This is a genomic window from Candidatus Edwardsbacteria bacterium, assembly GCA_031082425.1.
Lineage (GTDB): Bacteria > Edwardsbacteria > AC1 > AC1 > EtOH8 > UBA2226.
Genome location: JAVHLB010000001.1, coordinates 92800 through 112760 on the forward strand (window position 1 = coordinate 92800; position 19961 = coordinate 112760).

A 19961-nucleotide genomic window follows, 5' to 3' on the forward strand; every position below is an offset into this window, starting at 1 on the left:
TCTAAAACTTTATACCCATCCCTTCCCCGCTGCCGCCGAAGCCGATGGTCCACCGCCAATCGAACTGTTTCTTGCCCTCTTCTGGTTTATTTATCCACAGCGGGAACATCAGCCGCATCGGCCCCAGGGCCAATGACAGCCCGGCATCGGCCCGGATGCTTCCTGTGGTGAACTCCAGCCAGTCGTTGGCCACCTGCCCGGCCCCGGCGAAAAGTGACAGCGGGCTTTTCATAACCGGCAGGGTCAGGTTGACCGCCCACATATTCCGGCCCCGGATATGGGTGCCGTAATATCCCGGCAGATTGGCCCCGCCGTCCACGTGATAATGCTCCTGGGTGGAGAACCAGTCCTTTCCGGAGGCCAGCAGGTTGTCCAGGCCGGTGGTCTTGAAACTCCCGGCCAGAAAGAACTGCTCCTGGGCCGGGGCCGGCCCCTGGATGTAACCGGCAGCCAGACGGAATCTGGGGTTGATATGCCGGTTTATCCTGAAATTGAATTTTTCCTCCAGTTCAAATTTTAGATAATTATTGATGTCCGCCTCCGGTCTCTGGAGGTAGCCCAATGTTATCCGGCTGAGGAACGACGACCGGCCCCAATGCCGGGTCAGGCCATAACCCCGCTGGGCCATCAGGCTGACCACCGCTGCGGTATCGACATCCCGGGGGTCCCAGAAGCGGTAATCCTTGTAGCGGGTATAATCCAGCTTCAGGTCGAAGCTCTCGGTGGGATCCAGCATCAGCCGCGGCCCCCAGGTCCGTTTGAGCCCGATCCCGGCGTAGTTGATATCGAAGGCCGAGCCGGCGGTAAGATATGCCCGGGGCGGTCGGGGGCGCAAGCCCACCGGGGTCTGGTAATCGAAGCTGAAGCTGATCTCTTTGGACTTGAAGCCGTAGAAGGGCGAGAAGGTCCACTGATGATGTCCCACCATGGGATCGCCGTCGGCCAGATAGGCCCCGTGCAGCATGGTTCCCAACCTAAAACCGTTGACATTATCGTACCAGGGAACCGGCAGCCAGAACATGTTGTACGATTCGAAGGACGGCAGGCGGGGACCCAGGGTTACCCTGTATCTGCGGGGCCGGCAGTTATTCCAGCGATTGGTCTCCAGTAAAACATTGTCGGGATCGATCACTGCGGAGACCAGCTTTCCGTCGGTCTGCAGAAGAAAGGTTGTATCCCTTCCCCTGCCGATCCATAAAACGTCGTATTTTTTATTGATGGCATCCTCGGCTGAAAATGCCGCCGGGATGGCCAGATCTCCCTTTCTGGCCAGGGTGATACTGTAGGTATTTCTTTGTTCCTTTATCTGACGCAACGAAGCCACCGAGTAATCGCTCATTCCGGTGGTTTTTAACCAGGGGGCAAAATATGGCTTGACGTCTTTTTGTGAATATTTTTCCACTGCTTCATAGAATTTTTCCGTACCGACATGTCGGAACTGGTTGTCGCGGTAATAACCCTGCATCACCCGGTCGAAAGTATAATTCCCCAGATATCCTTTTAGCCACCACATCATGGCCGCCGGCTTCATGTAGGCGCTGGCGGCATACTGCCCCATCTCCCCGGAGATGCAGGCCCTGACATCGACCGGCTGGTCCATTCTATTGGCAGAATAAAGGTAGGGAATCATCCGGCCCACGTTCCGGTTGCTGGCCCCGGGCAGCAATTTTCTTAATGATTCCTTGGCCAGGTAGTTGCCTTCCGGCCCGTATTTCTCCTCAAAATATCTCTGCTCCGAAAAGGAGTTGATCCCCTCGTCCAGCCAGGCCTGGTCCATCTCGTTGTTGCCCAGAATGCCGTAGAACCACTGGTGGCCGATCTCGTGCATCACCACCATCTCCAGGGTCCGGGTGTATTGGTCCTCGCCGGTGGAAACGATCACCAGATTGGGATACTCCATGCCGCCCCCGGCCGCCATGTCACCGTTGCAGACCGTCAGGGTGGGGTAGGGGTATTGGCCGTACCACCTTCCATAATGATCCAGGGCGTCCTTGGCATACTGCATCACATTTTTCCAGCGGTCCTTGTCCTTGGGGCGCACCAGCACCGTGATGGCTGTCTCCCCGTGCTGCTCGGTGGTTTCGATGTATTCCGGATCGGCGCACCAGGCAAAATCATGGACATTGTCGGCGGCGAACAGGTGATATCCCGCTATATCGTCTAACGGCTGTCCCTGGTCGTCGAATTCCAGCACCTCCGATCCGGTGGAGCCTATTTTGAGGTCTTTCGGGGTCTCCATACCGACTTGGAAAGATCCGTAATCCCCGTAGAATTCCCCGATGTAATGGTAGCCGTCGGTCTGCCAGCCCTTGGCATCATAAACGGCGATCTTGGGATACCATTGGGAGATCTCGTAATGAGTTCCCTCATGCCCCATCCGGGAGAAGAATTTCGGCACCTTGACCGTGAACTCGAAATAGAAATCCACCGAATCACCGGGAGCCAAGGGAATTGGCAGGTTCAGGCTGGCCGAGGTGGAGTCCAGCTTATATTTTGGTTCTTTGAATATTTTATTAACAGCCTGGTGGGTGCCTCCGTAATCACCGAATATCGCCATTTCATCCGCTCGGCCGCCCCGGATAAATGGGACACCATATTCTGGGCCGTATTTGAATACTGCGGTGCTGTCGGACACCAGCAGGGAATTTATCTCGATCCATCCCTTGTCCTCCGGGGAGGAGTGCCGGAACCGGTAATCCTGCATTTGCTCGGCCTCCCGGGCGAAAAAGGAGGAGTTGTCCCGGTAGGCATTGGGGTACAGGTGGAACCAAACAGAATTTAAGGTGTCCGGCGAGTTGTTGAAATATCTCAGATGTTGGGTGGCATATATCTTATGCTCCACGGTGTCCAGCCGGGCTTCGATATTATATTCCACCCTCTGCTGCCAGGCCTGGCAGATGCTGGCAAAGATCAAAGGGGAAACTGCTAAAAGCAAACTGATCCTTTTCATTTTGGCTCCGTTTCATTTTTATTGATCTCTCTGTTCTTCGCCGGCTCGGCCTGTTCAATCCTGTCCTTCAACACTGCCATGATCTCCTCCCGGTGTTTTCCGTATTGAAGATAGATCCCCCGGAAATTCTCCAGCCAGGTCTGTTTGGCAAAGGGGGACAGCAGCACTCCGTTCTTATCGGGATAATGACTGTTGATCTGCTCCCACTGGCGGGTGATGGTCATTCCGCCCCGCTTCATGCTTACCCCCTGCTGGTCGAAGGTATACCGGGATTTAAGAAAGAATGGGAACTCCGAGGAGAACAGCAGCAAAAAACCCAGCCCGGCCCACAGCCAGGACTGCATCAGAAGATAGATGACCAGCATCGCCAGCGGCGGGGTCAAAATGGCTATCAGGGCCTTGGTTTTTGATTCCGCCAGCGGGAAGACGGTCCATTCCAAAATTATTTTGCTCTGCTCCCCGGTCATTTCGCCTCCTTGATCTGTTTTCGGTAATCGTCCTTCAATGTCTGGAAATATCTCAAAGCCTCGGGGCATTGGTAGTCGGGGTAGGTCCATTCCAGCGGCTTGAATCCGTCGCCCCGGTAGATGAGGGTGACATCCCCGTATATTCCCCGGCCCAGATAGACCCGGTGGGAAAAATCCTTGCAGGAGGCCAGTATCACCCGGGCCTCGTTTACATATCCGGGGTCGATATTCACGACCCGGCCGGTGCTTTCAGAGGCCTTCAGGTATTCATCCTCCAGTTGGTTCGACAGCAGCTTAAGCTCCGGCAGTTTTCCGGGATCTCCCAGCTGGTGCAGGCTCCACCAGGCCCGGAAAAGTTTTGGGCCCATCTCCGGGGAATAATAATCGGTGGAGCCGCTGAAATCCAGCACCGGGCTTTTGCGATCGATGGTGCCGAAGCGTTTCTGCAGTTCCCGCTCCAGGTCCCACAGGCTCACTTCGGGGGAATATATCAATCCTAGAAAATATTTGATCGGCTTGACTGTTCGGATAACGGCCATAATGGTTTAGGTTTGCTTGAAATATTTTTTGATATACAGGAGATATGCCAGGAGGGTGACTGCCGACAGCCATAATATATATCCCTGATATTTCAGCATCAGGTTTATGCCTTCCTGGGCATATTGTAATTGATCGCTTTGTCCCATCAACGCCATTATCTCGCCTGGATCGTTTCTGGAAAACACCAGCAACGAAGATGCTGTCCCGAAGGCGGTCGAGGCAACGGCAGTCCACCAGCCGCGGCTATCAAGCCGGTAAATAGCATAACAAATATATGCCAATATCAAACCGTAAAATATTGTGACCAGAACGGCCGGCGATCCCGTGATTATGGAATCCCAAATGAAGCTCACACCCAAAAAGGAGGCCAGCAGCGTCAATACAGCGTTTACTCCGTAGAATAGGCTTATGGCCAGCACCGGGGGAGGACAGGCATCGGTCCAGGCCGGGCCGGGATCTTTGGCCTCCAATGTCTGCTTTACCGAACTCTGGGAGTAGAACCATATCAGCAGAGCCGGCAACAGGACCATGAAGAGGATTGACATGGCCCCAGACACCATGATTACAATGCCAACTATAAGTGAGGGGTCGGACACTTCGGGCAACATAAAATTCCCCATCATCCTTGGCATTACAAAAAATATCGTGGCGGTAACCATCAGGCCCAGCAGCAACCACACCCAGCCGATGGAAAGCAGCACCGGCCGCACCCAGCGCTTAAGCCGGATGGAACCGGTCCCTATCCCCAGGAATATCCCACCCAGAAAAAGATAGGTCAGCAGGTTCACCAAAAGCGAGAAGACCCAATAGCCGGCCGATTGTCCGGCATCCATGGTCCGGCTCATTATACTGCCCAGCACAGCCAGCGGGATCATCAGCAGGTTGAAACCGCCAATTACGATCAGCACCACCCCAAAGGCTTTTAAGCCACTGGAGCGGTCCTTGAATGATTCTTGATTTTGTGTAATGTTTCCCATTTTTTCAAACTGATTGTTTTCTACTTGTCATTCCTGCGAAAGCAGGAATCCAGCAGAAACAATTACTTAGGTCTTAAGATGTCAGCCCCTATCCCCGGCATACCTTGACGCACACCCCGCAGATATACTGCCCGATGCCCGGCAGGTGGGAGAACTCCCTAAGCTGGGCTATGCATTTGGGCTTGTCGTAGCCCTGGTCCGATATGGCCCCGGCCGGGCAGGCGTTGATGCACAGCTGGCAGCTGCCGCAGGACTTTTTTATGGGGCTTCCCGCCTCCAGCGGCATGTCGGTCAGAACGGTCACCAGCCGAAGCCGGGTCCGGTGCTGGGGATGGATGAACAGGGCGGACTTCCCTATCCATCCCAGGCCGGCCTGCACCGCCACTGCCTTGTGCGATAGGTGTCCCAGATGCTTCTCCCAGTCGATGGTCTGCGAGGCCGGGATGGGCAGGGCCTTATAGCCGTTGGATTGGATGCAGGCTTCCAGCCTGGCCCCGGCCCTGTCCAACGTATAGTTGGCCACCTTGTAGTGGTGCTTATACAACAGGGTGGGCCGGTCGGCAATATCGTCTATGGTGGGATCGGAAAGACGGAAGCCCATTGATATTCCGTATTTTAGCCCTTCGGCGGCCCGGACGATATCGGGGTGAAATGTTTGCCTTATCGGCTCAAGCTCGGCCACGCCGAAGACGGCCATCCCCTCATCCAGGGCGATGGCGCGGAGATTTTCGGTATTTATCCTGCTGTCTTTTTTCATGGTTATTTTATCGTGACTATCATCAAAGCGATCTTCAAGACCAACGGCGAAATAAAAATGGCCGGAAGCAGGTTGGCCACTTTCAATTTTATGTCAAGTATCAGGTTGAGGGCCACCCCCAGCAGCAGGATCCCGCCCACCGCCGACATCAGGTTCACATAGGGCATTGGCATCAGCCCCTTGAAAATCAAGGCCGCCGCGGTCAGCAGTCCCTGATATACCAGGACCGCCCCGGCCGAGAACAACACTCCCACCCCCATCGCCGAGGCCAGGGCCACCGAGGCCGTCCCGTCCATAAGCGACTTGGTGAAAAGCACGGTATGGCTGCCCATCAGACCGTCCTCCAGGCTGCCCACTATGGCCAGGGGTCCGACACAGAACAGCAGGGAGCTGATCACAAATCCCGGCACGAATAGCGTGCTGTTGCCGCCGGAATATTTTTCCTGCAGTTTTTTCCCCAGCCACTCCAGCCGCCCATCCAGGTTGATCAGCTCGCCGGCCAGCCCCCCGATGACCAATGATATCAATACCAGCATCATCCGGTTGCTCTTAAAAGCCAGATCCAGCCCGATGACGATGGTGAACAGGCCGATGGCTTTCATTACTATCTCGGAATATCGGGCTGATAGTTTCCGATGCAGCAAGAGCCCCAGGACGCTTCCTGCAATTATGGCTCCGGTGTTGACGACTGTACCCAGCATATTATTCAAAAATCTTTCTGATCATATCGGTATTATCTTCTATCAGCGCTCCCTGCTCCGGCCAGAACATTTCCGGCAGGAGATCTACCGGAAACCATTTCACGATATACTGGTGTTCCGGATCGCTGGGGCTGGTCTTATCCTGACTGGTGGTGAATAAAAAATAGTGCATGGTGCCCCAGGAGCGCCTCCGGAAATCCAGGCGCCCGGTCGATCCCAGGCTCTTAACCAGCTTTAACTCCGTGAAACCCGCTTCTTCGGCTATCTCCCGCCGGGCGGCCTGCTCCAGATTCTCCCCGGATTCAACATGGCCCTTGGGAAGGATGTATTCCTTAAATCCCGGCTCGGTGACCAGCGCCACCAGTATCCGATCTCCATCCTTCCTGACCACCACCCCGCCGCAGGAAACATGCTCGGCCATCCCCGGCGGCTTGATGTACCAGCTTTGGTCTATCCTCACCGTTTCTGATCCTTGATGAAAGCTTCTATTGAGCGGTCATAGCTTCTCTCGGCTTTTTCCGAGAAATAACAGGCCGGCAGCTGGCTCATGGCCCGGTGGTAGGCTACGCACTCGCAGCAGACACCCTTGCGGGAACAGGGTTCGTAACTGCAGTTGCAGTTTTTAAGATTTTTTGATTTATTGCATTCCATAATATTTCCGTACTGGTTTTAAACTTCGATTATTGCTGTTCCTTTGATATTTATCGCGCCCTTATACAGAATATGCGGGATACCCTTGAACAGCAGGGGATGGGTTTTTTCTTTCCAGCAGTTCTTGAAATATTCAATGGTTTCTGCTGGCAAATTTTCAACTTTGGGGAAATTGTCGGATTCGATCTTTCGGTATTTCCTTTCACCGCCGGAATAAATCATTTCTATACAATAATCCGGATCCAACTTAGAAAAATCTATTTCATAAAAGCCATGAAGAGGGTATTCAAAACCTATCTGTCGTAAATATGAGAATATTATTTTTGGATTTATGGCCGTAAGATGGATCACGTCATTCCACAGACAATTTAAAATCGGTACTTTCCTTTGCAGCAAATTCTCTCTTCCTGTGTATTTTGCTGCTTGCTTTTGATACACACCCGGAAAGATATCCTTAAGTCTGTTTAAAGGATATATCGTATCTCCTTGCAACTCGTCAGGCACTTTATGATAAACGATCTCACGCATTTTTTGACACACATCTGCTTATATATCATGGAGACTAGCTTTCTTTTATTTTTCCTTTCAACAGTTCGGCCTTCTTCTTCCGGTATTCCTTGCCCTTCTCCCTCCGCTCCCTTTTGAGCACCGGGCGGCTGGTCTGGTCGATCACCCAGTTGAGGAACGGAACATATCCGTCCTTCATCTTCCACATCACGATCTGTGGCACTTTATCGGGATGCAGCTGTTTGATGCGGGATTCTATCCGTTTGTAAAAATTCCGCTCGGCCTGGAAGAACACCGCCCAGTCGGCCCGCTGTTCTATCTTGCCCTGCCAGCGGAACAGCGATTCGGCCTGGACGATATTGGCCCCGGCCACCAGTTGCTCCTCCAGCAGGGTGCGGGCTGTTCTCTCGGCCAGCTCCCGGGAAGGAAAGGTGGAATAGATGATTATACAATTCATGGTTTCCTGCAACGTATGATTAAAAAATATGCCACAATGGCGGCATCGGCCACATCCGGACACTTATTGGCGGTTTCTTCATCGGGATACGGTTCGCAAAGTTCTTCTATTGTAAATCCGGCCTTTATCAAGAAGTTGATCCAATTGCTCAAGATCAATGTAAAACGAGGGGTCTTGAAAAGTGGGTATTTTTTCTTTTCTTCATCCGGAGCCGCTCCAAATATCCATTTTTCGATATTATCCTTGGGTTGAAGGAAATAATCACCGCAGGCTAAAGCTGATTTCCGGCCGGACTCGTCCCTTAGCCATTTCCATTTCGGGGTGGCAAAACATGGATGCGATATCGAAAATTGGAAAAACCCGCCTGGTTTAAGAACCCGATATGCTTCACCTATGGCCTTTATCGGATCAGCCATATCCATTAAACTCATTGTGGCCATGCAGAAATCGAAGCTTCCTTCAGTGAAATCCATTTTCTGTCCCGAGGAAACCTGGTACTTTATTCCCAAAGGGTGCTCCGTCTCCTTGCTTATAGCTTGCTTTATAAAAGCTTCCGATATATCTATTCCTGTTAAGATTGCACCCTGCTGGGCCACTAGCCTTGTGTTATGTCCTTCACCACATCCGATATCCAGCCCCTTCTGGCCTTCGACCAAGGGCAACATCTTCAAGAAAGCCGGAGCGTTAACATGATCACGGTATACGTCATACCCGGCCCGGGAAAGAACCGTCCAAGCCTCGGCATTTTCTTCCCAATATTGTTTGATCTCAGAATCATTCATTATTTGCAAAAACCTTTCCCTTCTCTATCCTCACCACAGTTCCCACCAATTCTATATTGCCGTCGTGGATCACCATCCCGTCCCCGTCCTGGCAGCCATAGACCATGGCTTGGTTATCTATGGAGAATTTTTTAACGGCATCCAGCCGGTCCTGCCGCTGATTCCAGTGGGGAAGAAAATGAAAGTCCACCAAACCCACCGCCTGATGCTGGTCCGTACGGCTTTTATAGAAGACATGCGAGATGTTGATGCTGGGGGTCAGCACGATGGCCCCGGCGCTGATGCCCAGCAGAATGCCGTCGTTCTCGTGATATTTCTTCAGCACCGGCCCGAAATTCCTTTTACGGATGGAACCCAAAAACTGGAACGGGTCTCCGCCGGAAAGATGAATGGCATCACAGGCCAGCAGTTCTTCGGTCTTAGCCGGATCGTATTCCTTGTTCAGATCGAAATATAAAAAGTCCTCTATGCCGTACCTTTTATAATACTCGCATTTTTCATGATAATATCTCCGGCTGTTGTCCGAGGCCGAGGGAATGTAGGCCAGCCTGGGCCTATCCTTGCCGATCATCTCCAGGAACCGCCGGTCCAGTCTTTCGTTTTCCGGCACTACCTGGTCGCTGTAGAATATTATGGCTCCGGCTGGCACGCTCACAACTCCGGATATTTAGCGAATAGAAGGCTTAACGCCGCCAGGGAGATCCCGCATTTTATCTCGCCCCGGGCCACCATATGCTTGACCCGTGTGACCGGCAGACGGATTATTTCCAGAATGGATTCGTCATGCTGCTGGTTGGCCAGGGAGTGTTCCTCTGTTTCCAGTTGATCGGCCAGATAGGCGATGATCTCGGCCGTCTCGTGGCCCAGGGCGGTATAGAAATTTCCCAGCCTCTCTAAACGCCCGGCCCGGATGCCCGTCTCCTCGAATAATTCCCTTCCGACGGACTCGGCCTCGGTCTCGCCCTGATGGATGGCCCCGGCCGGCAGTTCCAGGAAGACATCGTCCAGGGTATAACGGTATTGCCTTACCAGGCAGAGGTTCTTTTGGTTGTCCAGGGCGATGACCGCCACTCCCGGCCCCTTCTCCACCACCCCGTAGATGCCGGGCCGCCCGTTGGGGTAGATTATCCGGTCCTCGCGGACCGATATCCAAGGGTTTTGGTAGGCCTGTTTGGTCCCGACTGTTTTCCAGCCATGCTTGTCGGCTCTCTTACTCATCGCCAAAACCACTTCGGGGCTCCGGCTGTTCCCAAACGTCTTTGTTGAATGACTGCTCGGCACTCAGGGATGAGAATTTAACGGTAAGTCCGGTCTGGTCACGATAAGAAAATATTTCCACCACATGCGGCCGGTAACTGTTGTTGAAAGGCTTCCAGTCACCATAGGTGATGCTGTATTCCGGCTTTCCCGTGACATCCAATTGATAGCCGACGACCCTGGCATTATGCCGGTCCAGCCGGTAGGTTACGGTGGTGTCCTTCTTGGCAAAGACAAACAGGTAGAATTTCTCGGCATCCTGGGCCAGGGAAAATCGGCCGCTCTCCAGCGGCGGACGGCCCTGCAGGACCTCCAAAAGTGGTTCGATGCCGATCCCGGCCGCTTTTTCGGCCATCGAATCGACGCCCGATATGGTGCCGTTGACGTACAGGGACTTCAAGGGAACATTCAGCCAGGCCTTATCGTCTGATATGCAGGCCGAGGCCAGACGGATGCCAAAAAATCCGGAGATATCTATCCGGATATGCCGGCTGTCCTCCTGGCGCCAGACGAAGCTCAGGGACTGGGTCAGCTTGGGCGAATCGTAGGTTACCGTTCCCTGGGCCGAGAAGGGCCGGTCATCGGTCTTGAATGACGACCAGGCCTTGTTCCAAAGATCTTCCGGGTCTCCCTTTTCAGCCCGTTTGACATGGGCGCACCCGGCCATCATCAAACAGAGGACCGCCAGAGTTATGATCCAATATTCAGAATTTGATCTGTTTTTATCTTGCCGCATCTATCTTTTCCTGTATCTTTTCCTTGCCGGGATCGAGCTCCAGGGATCTCTGCCACTGCTCGACGGCCTGCTGTTTTAAATTGAGCGACAGGTAAACATCTCCCAGGTGATCCCTTAAAGTGGCGTCGGTTGGCAGAAGGCTGACCGCTTTCTCCAGGCTCTCCTTGGCCTCCTCGAAACGATCCATTCTATAAAGCACCCAGCCCATGCTGTCAATATAAAAGGCATTGTCCGGCTCGGCCTCCAGGGCTTTGGCGATCAGTTCTTTGGCCTCCTCCAGGTTGACGCCCTTGTCGGCATACATATAGCCCAGATAGTTCAACACGATAGCACTCTTTGGATCTAGCACCAGCAGTTTTTTGAACAGTGTCACTGCGTTATCAAAGTCTCCGCTGCGCTCGTAGGCCACCGCCAGGCCGAACATCAGATCGGGATCCTTGGGTTTCTTTCGGTGCTGATTCTGAAAGAAGGGTATGGCCTCCCGGTACTTTTCGGACAGGGAGTATCCGGCGCCCATCAAACGGTCAATATCCTGTTTTACTCCCAAACGCCTGGCCTTCTCAAACGCAGCTGCCGCGGAATCCGGCTGGTCCAGGGCCAAGAAGCAATTGCCCAAAGAGACCCAGCCTTCGGCCATTTTGGGCAGCAAGCCGGTGGTCCTCCGAAAATACTGCAGCGCCCGGGGGTAATCCTTCTGCTGAAAGCTTATCCGGGCCGCGGCGTAAAGAGCCTCGGTGTTATTGCTGTCGCTCTCCAGGACGGCCAGAAATTGCTCCCGGGCCGGCTGGAAGGCCTGCTGGTGGTAGAATAGCCGGGCCAGCTGCAAACGAAGACCGGCGTTTCCCGGCTCCCTTTCCAGGATGTTCATGGCCTGGCGGGCCGCCCAGGGGTACTGGTTTGCCGACAGCAGCAGATTGAAGATATGCTTCTGGATGCTCAGGTTTTCGGGATCCAGCCGGGCGGCGGTGCCGTAGAAATGCAGGGCCGAATCCGGCTGCTGGTCCACCTCGTAGACGGCGGCCAGCGATATCCAGGCCCGGATGTTGGAGGAGTCCCGGCCTATCACCTGCCGGTAGATCTCTTTGGCCGGTCCGCTCCGCTTGTGGCGCATCAGCATGGAGCCCAGCTGCATCGTGATGTCCGGATCGCCGGTCCGCCGGGCGATGCTTTCCATGACGGTGATGGCCGAATCACGGCGGCCCAGGGCCTCGAAAAGCCCGGCGGTGGTGACGGAGATGTCCGGATCCTCGGGCTTCAGTTTGACCGCCGCCCGGTACTGCTCCAGTGAAAGCTCCAGCTCCCGGGCCATCAGGTAGGCGTTGCCCAGCATCAGGCGGTTGTCGGGATTGTCCGGCTCCAATCTGACCGCCCGCCGGGCATAGAGCACCGCCAGGGTGTCGTTGCCCAGCTCGTAGTAATTCTGGGCTATCAGCAGGTTCAGCAGGGCCGATCCCTTGTCCAGTTTCAAGGCCTCCTTGTAAAGCCCGATGGCCTGCCTGCTCTGTCCGTCCTGCTCCAGCATGGATGCCTGCATCACCCGGTCCATCACCTCCAGTTGCGCCTGCTCCGGGCTCAGCATCTGGCGCTTGGCGCAGCCGGCTAAAAGGGCCATAAGGACTATCAGTATTTTTTTCAGCATCAGATTCCCTCGATAGACATAAAGGCAAAGCCGGAAAATAAAACATCGTCTATTGTTCCGGCTTGCTGAACGGGTTATTGTCGGATCCTAGAAATTATATGTGGCGCCTTCCATGGCCAGCCGGATCTGGGAATTTTTAAGCCGGGCTATCTCCTTCTGCACCTCCTCCACGAACATGGCCTTGATGTGAAAGACATAGAACGGCACCTTCAGCCCCGACTTGTTTATCTCCTGCAACAGGACGTGCGGCGTAAGATGGCCCGACAGGTCGGCCAGCCCGTGAAGCCGGTTGGGGAAAGAGGTCTCTATCAGCACCCCCTTAAGGCCCCGGACCTTCCTGGCCTCCTTCCAGATCTTTTCGGTGGCCCGGGTGTCGGCGGTGTACAGCAGGGAGCTCTTGCCGTCGCTGATGATGAATCCCACCGTCGGCACCGAGTGGCTGACCCGGATGGCCCGGATGGTGTACTTGCCCAGCTTCACCGGCTTGCCCTCGGCCATGGGCTTCAGCTTGAAGATGGCATCCTTGCTGTTGGGGATGGAGGTGAAGTCCGGCCAGACCTGATTGTTGAACAGATGCTCCCGCAGGCCGTCCAGAACCTCCGGGATGCTCATGATCTGGATGGATTTGTTGAGGCTGCCCACCAGGTTGTCGGCCATCAGCAAAAGCCCCAGGCTGTGGTCGATATGGATGTGCGACAGCAGGACCGCATCCAGCCTCAGCTGCTCGTCGAAACCCAGCATGGAGGCGGCCGCCCCGGTGTCGATCAGGATGTTCTTGTCCAGCAGGAAGCTGGTCAGACCGAATCCGGGCAGTTTTGACCCCGACGCTCCCAGGACCTTTAGTTTCATCCCAGAACTCCTATCACAGGATTATTAAAAACCATTAATAAAATCATCCGCCGGGGCCTTATGAGCGTCCCGGCAGATAACTCTTTGCAATAAATGTAACTTAAACCCATGGCAAAGTCAAGCATAAAATCAGCTCTTTGGCCGGTCAAAGGCTATTTGAAATACCGGGCCTGGGCCGGATACTCCTTCAGATATTGCTCTTTGAGCGGCTGGGGTACTTTCGATATCCGTTTCAACGCCGGGGCCGTCATTTTTTCCCAAAAGGCCCTGACCCCCGGGGCCAGAGGCCGGCGGCAGGTGAAGGTCCCGCAGCAGTTCTCGGCCCCGCAGGCGCATTCAAAGCCCCAATCCTTATCATAGAAGGCCCGGTAATCGCAGGTGGCCTCCTGGCCCTTCTTGATGTCCCGGACCACCACATCAAAACCCTTTCCGGTATCCAGGATATTGGGATGGCAGGAATGGTTCATGTAAATGGAATCGCCGCAGGGATTGACCACCGAGCCGTCCCGGCGGGTGTAGGCGTGGAACAGCAGCTTTTCCTTTTGGGATTTGGTCATCTTGTCGAATTTGGCTTTGGGGATGACGGTGCATTGCGAACACTCATAGAACACCACCGTTCCCTTGGGTATGTCCCGTTTGGCGAAAAGCCCGTGGCCCTTGCCTTTGGTCTTCTTAAGGATGAATAACGGAGCCAGCATTGATCCCCCTTGGTAGTGTGTCTTGAAATTCAGCAGGACTCGGTATTGAAAAGATGGGCCGACCGGTCGATCGGCTTGCCTTCATTCCTTCCCCTTTATCCCAAAATATTCCAGCCACTCCTTCACATCTATCCTGCCGGGCCTCTCTTTATCCGCGCCCCGGCGCGACAGCTCGCCCTCCATCCTTTGCAGGAATTGGCCGGACCCTATCACCTCCACCTGCCGCCCCTTGACATGATGGGCCAGCTCCCGGTCGGAGGTGACCACGGTCAGGGCTTTGGTCTTCTTCAGGATTGCGGCCTGGTCTTTGATCACCCGGTCGGCGTTCTGGGGCGGTCTGGAGTAAACGACCTTTATTCCCCTGACCCTGTCCGTCTTATGTTCCTTCCCCTCTGCCCCGTCGAAGATGACGGTAATGTCATACCCCAATGCCTTCTTATACCCAGCCAAAATGTCCAGCAACAAGGCCCGCCCTTCTTTCTTTTCCTTGAGCAGAACCGGCCTTATCTTGCCGGAGGCGAAGGCCAGATTGTAGCCGTCAATTATGATGGTCTTGGCCATTGGGATCAATGATCACATATCTTGTGCATGATGCCGGATATCCCTGCCCTGCACCACAAAGATCACGTCCTCGGCGATGTTGGTGGCATGGTCGCCTATCCGTTCCAGGCTGCGGGCCACCAGGATCAGCTGAATGGCCCGGCTGACCGAGCCGGAATCTTTGGTCATGAACTCCGTCAGCTCGGCCACTATCTTGTCCTTCAGGTCGTCCAGCTGGTCGTCCTGCATCAGCACCGCCCTGGCCTTGTCCACATTGCGCTCTACGAAGGCGTTCAGGCTGTCCCGGACCATGTCGGTGGCGATGGACACCATTTTGGGGATGTCTATCAGCGGCTTGAGCTGCGGCTCCTTCAGCAGCTTATTGACCACCTCGCAGATGTTGATGGCCTGGTCCCCCAGCCGCTCCAGCTCGGTGTTGATCTTGGAGGCTCCCAGCAGGAAGCGCAGGTCTCCGGCGGTGGGCTGGTAGAGGGCGGTCAATCGCAGGCAGTCCTCGTCTATGCTTACCTGAAGATTGTTGACCTCCTTCTCCTGCTCGTATATCTGCTTCAGCTGATCAGCATTCCTTTCCACCAGGGCGGTGACCGCGGCGTCTATCATGGCCTCGGCCAGGGCCCCCATCTTCAGCAGCTGTTGTTTCAGCTGGTCCAGTTCGGTATCGAAATGTCTTTCCATCGGCGCTCCCCGTTTTTAACGATTATGGGTATTATCGGACTTCTATGTTTTTTGCCACCAAGACACCAGGGTACAAAGTTTAATTAACCTATAATTTAACTTGTAGCCATCAACCGAACCCATCTCTGGCAAACCATTGGGCTTCGTGGCTCGGCGGCTTTGTGTAATAAATCCAAATTTGAAAGCTTAAAAATAAAACTGTCACACTGAGAAGGCCAACTTGACTGACTGGCTGAATGTGTGAGTATGGGCGTATGCCAGCCGTTCAATAGGCCCGAAAGATAGAGACTTCAGAGCCTGCACCGAGGTTGGCAAAAATAAGACTTTCGAAGTGGTGACAACCCTCTGTACTAAGGAATAAAACGTGCCCTGCTGTCTTTGTGATTGAACATACCTGACCCGATCCGTGTTCCAAAACCATCACCCGTAACGGCCGGTTATGTAATCCTGGGTGCGGGCGTCCCTGGGATTGGTGAAGATATTGGCGGTCAGGTCGAACTCCACCATGTCGCCCAGCAGCATGTAGCCGGAATATTCCGATACCCGGGCCGCCTGCTGCATGTTGTGGGTGACGATGGCGATGGTGTACCGTTTGCACAGCTCCAGCATCAGTTCCTCCACCTTCATGGTGGCGATGGGATCCAGGGCCGAGCAGGGCTCGTCCATCAGAATGACCTCCGGCTCCACCGCCAGCAAACGGGCGATGCATAAACGCTGCTGCTGGTCCAACGGCAGTTCCAGGGCCGGACGGTCCAATCTATCCTTTAAGTTCTCCCACAGCCAGGCCCCTTTGAGGCTGCGCTCCACTGTTTCGGAAATGCGGTTCTTGTCACTGATCCCGGCCACCTTCAGCCCGTAGGCCACGTTGTCATAGACCGAGAGCGGGAAGGGGTTGGGCCGCTGGAACACCATGCCCACCCTTTTTCTCAGCTCCGGCACGTTCAGGCCGTGACGGTAGATGTTCCTGCCGTCCAGCAGCACCTGTCCCTCTATCCTGACCCCGGCGATCAGGTCGTTCATCCGGTTGAGGCAGCGCAGCAGGGTGGATTTGCCGCAGCCCGAAGGCCCGATCAGGGCGGTGATGGAATTCTCCCTTATCGGCAGGCCCACCGATTTCAGGGCCTGAAACTTGCCGTAGTGCAGGTTGAGATTTTTTATTTCTATCTTGTTGTTCATTATAGAATATCTTACTTGGTCTTGAGACAGATCGTTTTTCTGGCTAATACGCGATTTGTAGCATGTTTATGAGGGATCCCGCTGGACATACAGTCAAATATTTCTTCTGTTGAATACTCTATCATCCAATCATGGTAATATGTCAAAAGTTCTCCAGAAATCCATTTATGCGAATTCTTCTCGCCTTCAGGAGCGGGTTCAATGAATGGTTTTTTTACAAAAACCGATAACATGTGTATGCCGTTTTCTTTCGTATGGTCCTTATAATTTGTAATAATCTCTTCCCTAAATTCTTTGGGAATATATTGCAATGTGCCTACAGAAAATATGATATCAAATTTATCGGTCAATCGATATTCATTTATATTGGCTTTAAAAACCTTTACCTTTACCCCTATCTTATCCGCTAATTTTTTTGTCTTTTCTACGCCAGCATCTGCCAAGTCGAAAGCAGTCACATCATACCCATTACGAGCAAAAAAGGCAGCATTCCGGCCTTCCCCGCAACCAATATCTAACAGTTTCAATTTTTTAACAGGTGGTAACGCCTGCAGCACTTTAAAACAGGTTGGCGCAGGTTTAAAGCCCCAATAATATTCCTCTTGCTTATAAATATCATCATAAATATTTGACATCTAACAAAACCTCTTGTTTTTATATGCAACCCGGATATTATCCTAACGATTTGCATCGGTACCAAATGGGCTGTCACCTATAACTTGTTTTGACAGTTTAAGACCCTTTCGTGTGTTTCGTGGGCAGGTTCTATCTTCAGCCGAAACGGCCGGTGATGTAATCGTTGGTCCTTTTATCCCTGGGCACGGTGAACAGATCGCTGGTCGGGCCGTATTCGATCAGCGAGCCCATCAGGAAGAAAGCCGTCTGGTCGGCCACCCGGGCCGCCTGCTTAGTGTTGTTGGTGACCAGGATGATGGTGTACTTCTGCTTGAGGATGGTCAGGGCCTCCTCGATCTTGGCGGTGGAGATGGGGTCCAGCCCGGAGCAGGGCTCGTCCAGCAGGATCACCTCCGGCTCCTGGGCCAGGATCCTGGCCAGGCACAGCCGCTGCTGCTGTCCTCCGGACAGGCGCATGGCCGGTGAATTCAGGCGGTCCTTGACCTCGTCCCAGATGAAGGCCGATCTCAGGCTGGCCTCCACCAGCTGATCGAGTTTTTTCCGGTCCCCGACGCCCGACAGCCTGGGGCCGTAGACCACATTCTCGTAGATGCTCTTGGGCAGGGGCACCGGCAGGGCGAACAGCATCCCCACCCTTTTGCGCAGGGCCACCACGTCGAATTGCGGGTGGTAGATGTCCTGCCCGTCCAGCAGGATGCTGCCCTCGATCCGGAAGCCGGGCACCAGGTCGTTGAGCCGGTTCAGGCTGCGCAGGAAGGTGGTCTTGCCGGAGCCGGAAGGCCCGATGATGCCCAGGATCTGCCTGGCCGGGATGTCCATGTTGAGGGACATCAGCAGCTGCTCCGGCCCGTAGAAGGCCTTGAGATCCTTGGCCGATATTTTTATTGCGTTGTTCATCATGCTGTCAGTTGTTCTTGGCCACGAAGCGGTTCATCAGTCCGTAGGCCGTCAGGTTTATCAGCAGAATGCTGATCACCAGGATGGCCGCGGTGCCGTAGGCGTTCTCGGTGGAGATCCCCTCCCGGGCCAGGATGTAGAAATGGACCGACATGGTGCGGACCGAGTCCATCAGCGAGGAGGGCATCCGGAGCGAGGAGCCGGCGGTGAAGATCACCGCGGCGGTCTCGCCGATGGAGCGTCCCACCCCCAGCATCACCCCGGTGACGATGCCCGGCAGGGCGCTGGGCAGCACCACTTTCTGGACGGTCTCCCAGCGGGTGGCCCCCAGAGAGAACGACACCTCCCGGAAGGAATTGGGCACCGATTTGATGGCCTCCTCCGAGGTCCGGATGATGGTGGGCAGGATCATGAAGGCCAGGGTCAGCCCGCCGGACAGGATGGACCACCCCATCTGCAGTATGGTGACGAAGAAGATGAAGCCGAAAAGGCCGAAGATGATGGAGGGGATCCCGGCCAGGCAGTCGGCCCCGAAACGGATGACCTTGGTGGCCCGGCTCTCCCTGGTGTATTCGGTCAGGTAGATGGCGGTGCCCACCCCCAGGGGAGTGGCGATGACAATGGCCACCAGGGTCAAAAGGATGGTCCCGACCACCACCGGGAAGATGCCTCCGGCCTTTCCCATGTCCTGGGGGCTGGTCAGCAGGAATTTGAATCCCACCACCGGAAGGCCCTTCTCCAGCACGAACAGGATGATGAACACCAGGATGGCCAGGGTGGCCAGGGTGGCCAGGCCCATCACCAGCTTGGCTGCCATCTGGGTATATTTGGGCGGCACTCTCATCTTCTGCCCGCCTTCTTCCTGATGGCCATTCCGGCCAGGGAGTTCAGGATCATGATTATCACCAGCAGCACCACTCCGGTGGCGAACAGGGCCTGGCGGTGCTGTCCGGTGGCGTAGCCCATCTCCAGGGCGATGTTGGCGGTCAGGGTCCGGACCGAGTCCAGGGCCGAGATGGGGATCTTGACCGCGTTGCCGGCCACCATGATCACCGCCATGGTCTCGCCGATGGCCCGCCCCATGCCCAGGATGATGGCCGCGATGATGCCTGATCTGGCGGCCGGCACCGTCACCATATAGGTGGTCTGCCAGTGTGTGGCGCCCAAAGCCAGGGAGCCCTCCCGGTAGGAATTGGGCACCGATTGGATGGAATCGATGGAGATGCTGATGATGGTGGGCAATATCATGACGCCCAGGATGATGGCTCCGGCCAACACCGACAGCCCCGGCCCGCCCAGCTGGGAGCGGATCAGCGGGGCCAGCACCATCACCCCCATGAACCCGTAGACCACCGAGGGGATCCCGGCCAGCAGTTCGATGGTGGGCTTGATCACCCCCATCACCCGGCGGGGTACAAATTCGGTCAGAAAGACGGCGCAAGCCACTCCCAGCGGGGCCCCCAGCAGCATGGCCCCCAGGGTCACCCACACCGAGGCCACGATCATGGGCCAGATGCCGAACTTTCCGGCCTGGGGCTGCCAGTCGGAGGAAAGCAGAAATTTTAAGGGGCCGTAGCTGATGATGAACGGCAGGCCCTCTTTGATGATAAAAAGGGCGATCAGGAGCAAGGCCGAGATGGCCGAAAAGGCTATCCCCGCCAACACTCTCCGAACGCCCTTCTCGCCTAAGAATTTCATGAAATATTCAGTTTAATGTTTGCCCTCATGTCGATCATTTTTCTTTATTACGCAACATGGCCCTGGTACTTTATTCTTGTTTCTCACCCCTAAAACGACCCCATCCGCTTTCTCTTATAACACCTCTCCCCCGCCCCTCTCCTAAAGCATTAGGAGAGGGAGATGGGTGAGGTCGGAAGCTTTAGGGGGCGGCAAACTAACGTGATCAATAATGATACGTTTTTAATCCGCAGTTTTGTTATCACTAAGACTATTACTCCAGCTACGCCGACCGTATCCGCCCCCTACCACCCGGCTTAACCTGCAAATTCTTACAGGTTAAGTTAAGTGGCCCAGGCGTCCAAATGGGG

The 19961-nt window shown here is 54.6% G+C and carries 24 protein-coding genes; all 24 read right to left on the reverse strand.

Annotated elements, in window-relative coordinates:
- Position 1: 1 nt before the first annotated feature.
- Positions 2 to 2950 (reverse strand): M1 family aminopeptidase, encoded by a 2949-nt coding sequence (locus RDU76_00455; protein ID MDQ7797398.1) that lies wholly within the window; start codon positions 2948 to 2950, stop codon positions 2 to 4.
- Entirely contained in the window at positions 2947 to 3417 is a 471-nt protein-coding gene (locus RDU76_00460) for a hypothetical protein (protein MDQ7797399.1), read from the reverse strand. The genes RDU76_00455 and RDU76_00460 overlap by 4 nt, the downstream gene beginning before the upstream one ends.
- Positions 3414 to 3956 (reverse strand): DUF4416 family protein, encoded by a 543-nt coding sequence (locus RDU76_00465; GenBank protein MDQ7797400.1) that lies wholly within the window; start codon positions 3954 to 3956, stop codon positions 3414 to 3416. The genes RDU76_00460 and RDU76_00465 overlap by 4 nt, the downstream gene beginning before the upstream one ends.
- Positions 3957 to 3962: 6 nt before the next feature.
- Positions 3963 to 4934, reverse strand: coding sequence for a hypothetical protein (locus RDU76_00470; protein ID MDQ7797401.1), 972 nt, complete (start codon positions 4932 to 4934; stop codon positions 3963 to 3965).
- Positions 4935 to 5022: 88 nt separating this feature from the next.
- On the reverse strand, positions 5023 to 5691 hold the full coding sequence (locus tag RDU76_00475) for a hypothetical protein (GenBank protein MDQ7797402.1): 669 nt from the start codon (positions 5689 to 5691) through the stop codon (positions 5023 to 5025).
- 2 nt (positions 5692 to 5693) lie between these two features.
- Positions 5694 to 6392, reverse strand: a complete 699-nt coding sequence (locus RDU76_00480) for a DUF554 domain-containing protein (GenBank protein ID MDQ7797403.1) — start codon at positions 6390 to 6392, stop codon at positions 5694 to 5696.
- Position 6393: 1 nt separating this feature from the next.
- Positions 6394 to 6852 carry an NUDIX hydrolase gene (locus RDU76_00485; GenBank protein MDQ7797404.1) on the reverse strand — a complete coding sequence of 153 codons (459 nt, stop codon included), beginning with the start codon at positions 6850 to 6852 and terminating at the stop codon, positions 6394 to 6396.
- Positions 6849 to 7043, reverse strand: a complete 195-nt coding sequence (locus tag RDU76_00490) for a DUF6485 family protein (protein MDQ7797405.1) — start codon at positions 7041 to 7043, stop codon at positions 6849 to 6851. The genes RDU76_00485 and RDU76_00490 overlap by 4 nt, the downstream gene beginning before the upstream one ends.
- Before the next feature lie 18 nt (positions 7044 to 7061).
- Positions 7062 to 7571 (reverse strand): hypothetical protein, encoded by a 510-nt coding sequence (locus RDU76_00495; GenBank protein MDQ7797406.1) that lies wholly within the window; start codon positions 7569 to 7571, stop codon positions 7062 to 7064.
- 34 nt (positions 7572 to 7605) lie between these two features.
- Positions 7606 to 8007 carry a divalent-cation tolerance protein CutA gene (gene cutA, locus RDU76_00500; GenBank protein ID MDQ7797407.1) on the reverse strand — a complete coding sequence of 134 codons (402 nt, stop codon included), beginning with the start codon at positions 8005 to 8007 and terminating at the stop codon, positions 7606 to 7608.
- Complete coding sequence (locus RDU76_00505; GenBank protein ID MDQ7797408.1) at positions 8004 to 8789, reverse strand: class I SAM-dependent methyltransferase; 786 nt, start codon at positions 8787 to 8789, stop codon at positions 8004 to 8006. Before RDU76_00505 ends, cutA begins: the two co-directional genes overlap by 4 nt.
- Positions 8782 to 9438, reverse strand: a complete 657-nt coding sequence (locus tag RDU76_00510; protein MDQ7797409.1) for a Type 1 glutamine amidotransferase-like domain-containing protein — start codon at positions 9436 to 9438, stop codon at positions 8782 to 8784. Before RDU76_00510 ends, RDU76_00505 begins: the two co-directional genes overlap by 8 nt.
- A gap of 2 nt (positions 9439 to 9440) precedes the next feature.
- The gene (locus RDU76_00515; protein ID MDQ7797410.1) at positions 9441 to 10007 is read right to left on the reverse strand and encodes an NUDIX hydrolase; all 567 of its coding nucleotides are present in this window, start codon (positions 10005 to 10007) and stop codon (positions 9441 to 9443) included.
- A complete protein-coding gene (locus tag RDU76_00520) occupies positions 10000 to 10782 on the reverse strand; it encodes a DUF4292 domain-containing protein (GenBank protein MDQ7797411.1) in 783 nt (260 codons plus the stop codon). The genes RDU76_00515 and RDU76_00520 overlap by 8 nt, the downstream gene beginning before the upstream one ends.
- Entirely contained in the window at positions 10769 to 12421 is a 1653-nt protein-coding gene (locus tag RDU76_00525) for a tetratricopeptide repeat protein (GenBank protein ID MDQ7797412.1), read from the reverse strand. The genes RDU76_00520 and RDU76_00525 overlap by 14 nt, the downstream gene beginning before the upstream one ends.
- A gap of 87 nt (positions 12422 to 12508) precedes the next feature.
- Positions 12509 to 13270, reverse strand: a complete 762-nt coding sequence (locus RDU76_00530) for a 3',5'-cyclic-nucleotide phosphodiesterase (GenBank protein ID MDQ7797413.1) — start codon at positions 13268 to 13270, stop codon at positions 12509 to 12511.
- 152 nt (positions 13271 to 13422) lie between these two features.
- Positions 13423 to 13968, reverse strand: a complete 546-nt coding sequence (locus RDU76_00535; GenBank protein MDQ7797414.1) for an SET domain-containing protein — start codon at positions 13966 to 13968, stop codon at positions 13423 to 13425.
- 81 nt (positions 13969 to 14049) lie between these two features.
- Positions 14050 to 14529: an NYN domain-containing protein gene (locus tag RDU76_00540; GenBank protein MDQ7797415.1), complete on the reverse strand. Its 480-nt coding sequence runs from the start codon at positions 14527 to 14529 to the stop codon at positions 14050 to 14052.
- A gap of 12 nt (positions 14530 to 14541) precedes the next feature.
- Positions 14542 to 15204, reverse strand: a complete 663-nt coding sequence (gene phoU / locus RDU76_00545) for a phosphate signaling complex protein PhoU (GenBank protein ID MDQ7797416.1) — start codon at positions 15202 to 15204, stop codon at positions 14542 to 14544.
- 420 nt (positions 15205 to 15624) lie between these two features.
- Positions 15625 to 16380 carry a phosphate ABC transporter ATP-binding protein PstB gene (gene pstB / locus RDU76_00550; GenBank protein MDQ7797417.1) on the reverse strand — a complete coding sequence of 252 codons (756 nt, stop codon included), beginning with the start codon at positions 16378 to 16380 and terminating at the stop codon, positions 15625 to 15627.
- A gap of 11 nt (positions 16381 to 16391) precedes the next feature.
- Positions 16392 to 17015, reverse strand: coding sequence for a methyltransferase domain-containing protein (locus tag RDU76_00555; GenBank protein ID MDQ7797418.1), 624 nt, complete (start codon positions 17013 to 17015; stop codon positions 16392 to 16394).
- 136 nt (positions 17016 to 17151) lie between these two features.
- A complete protein-coding gene (gene pstB, locus RDU76_00560) occupies positions 17152 to 17913 on the reverse strand; it encodes a phosphate ABC transporter ATP-binding protein PstB (protein ID MDQ7797419.1) in 762 nt (253 codons plus the stop codon).
- A gap of 7 nt (positions 17914 to 17920) precedes the next feature.
- Positions 17921 to 18757 carry a phosphate ABC transporter permease PstA gene (pstA, locus tag RDU76_00565; GenBank protein MDQ7797420.1) on the reverse strand — a complete coding sequence of 279 codons (837 nt, stop codon included), beginning with the start codon at positions 18755 to 18757 and terminating at the stop codon, positions 17921 to 17923.
- The gene (pstC, locus tag RDU76_00570) at positions 18754 to 19611 is read right to left on the reverse strand and encodes a phosphate ABC transporter permease subunit PstC (protein ID MDQ7797421.1); all 858 of its coding nucleotides are present in this window, start codon (positions 19609 to 19611) and stop codon (positions 18754 to 18756) included. The genes pstA and pstC overlap by 4 nt, the downstream gene beginning before the upstream one ends.
- Positions 19612 to 19961: the final 350 nt, after the last annotated feature.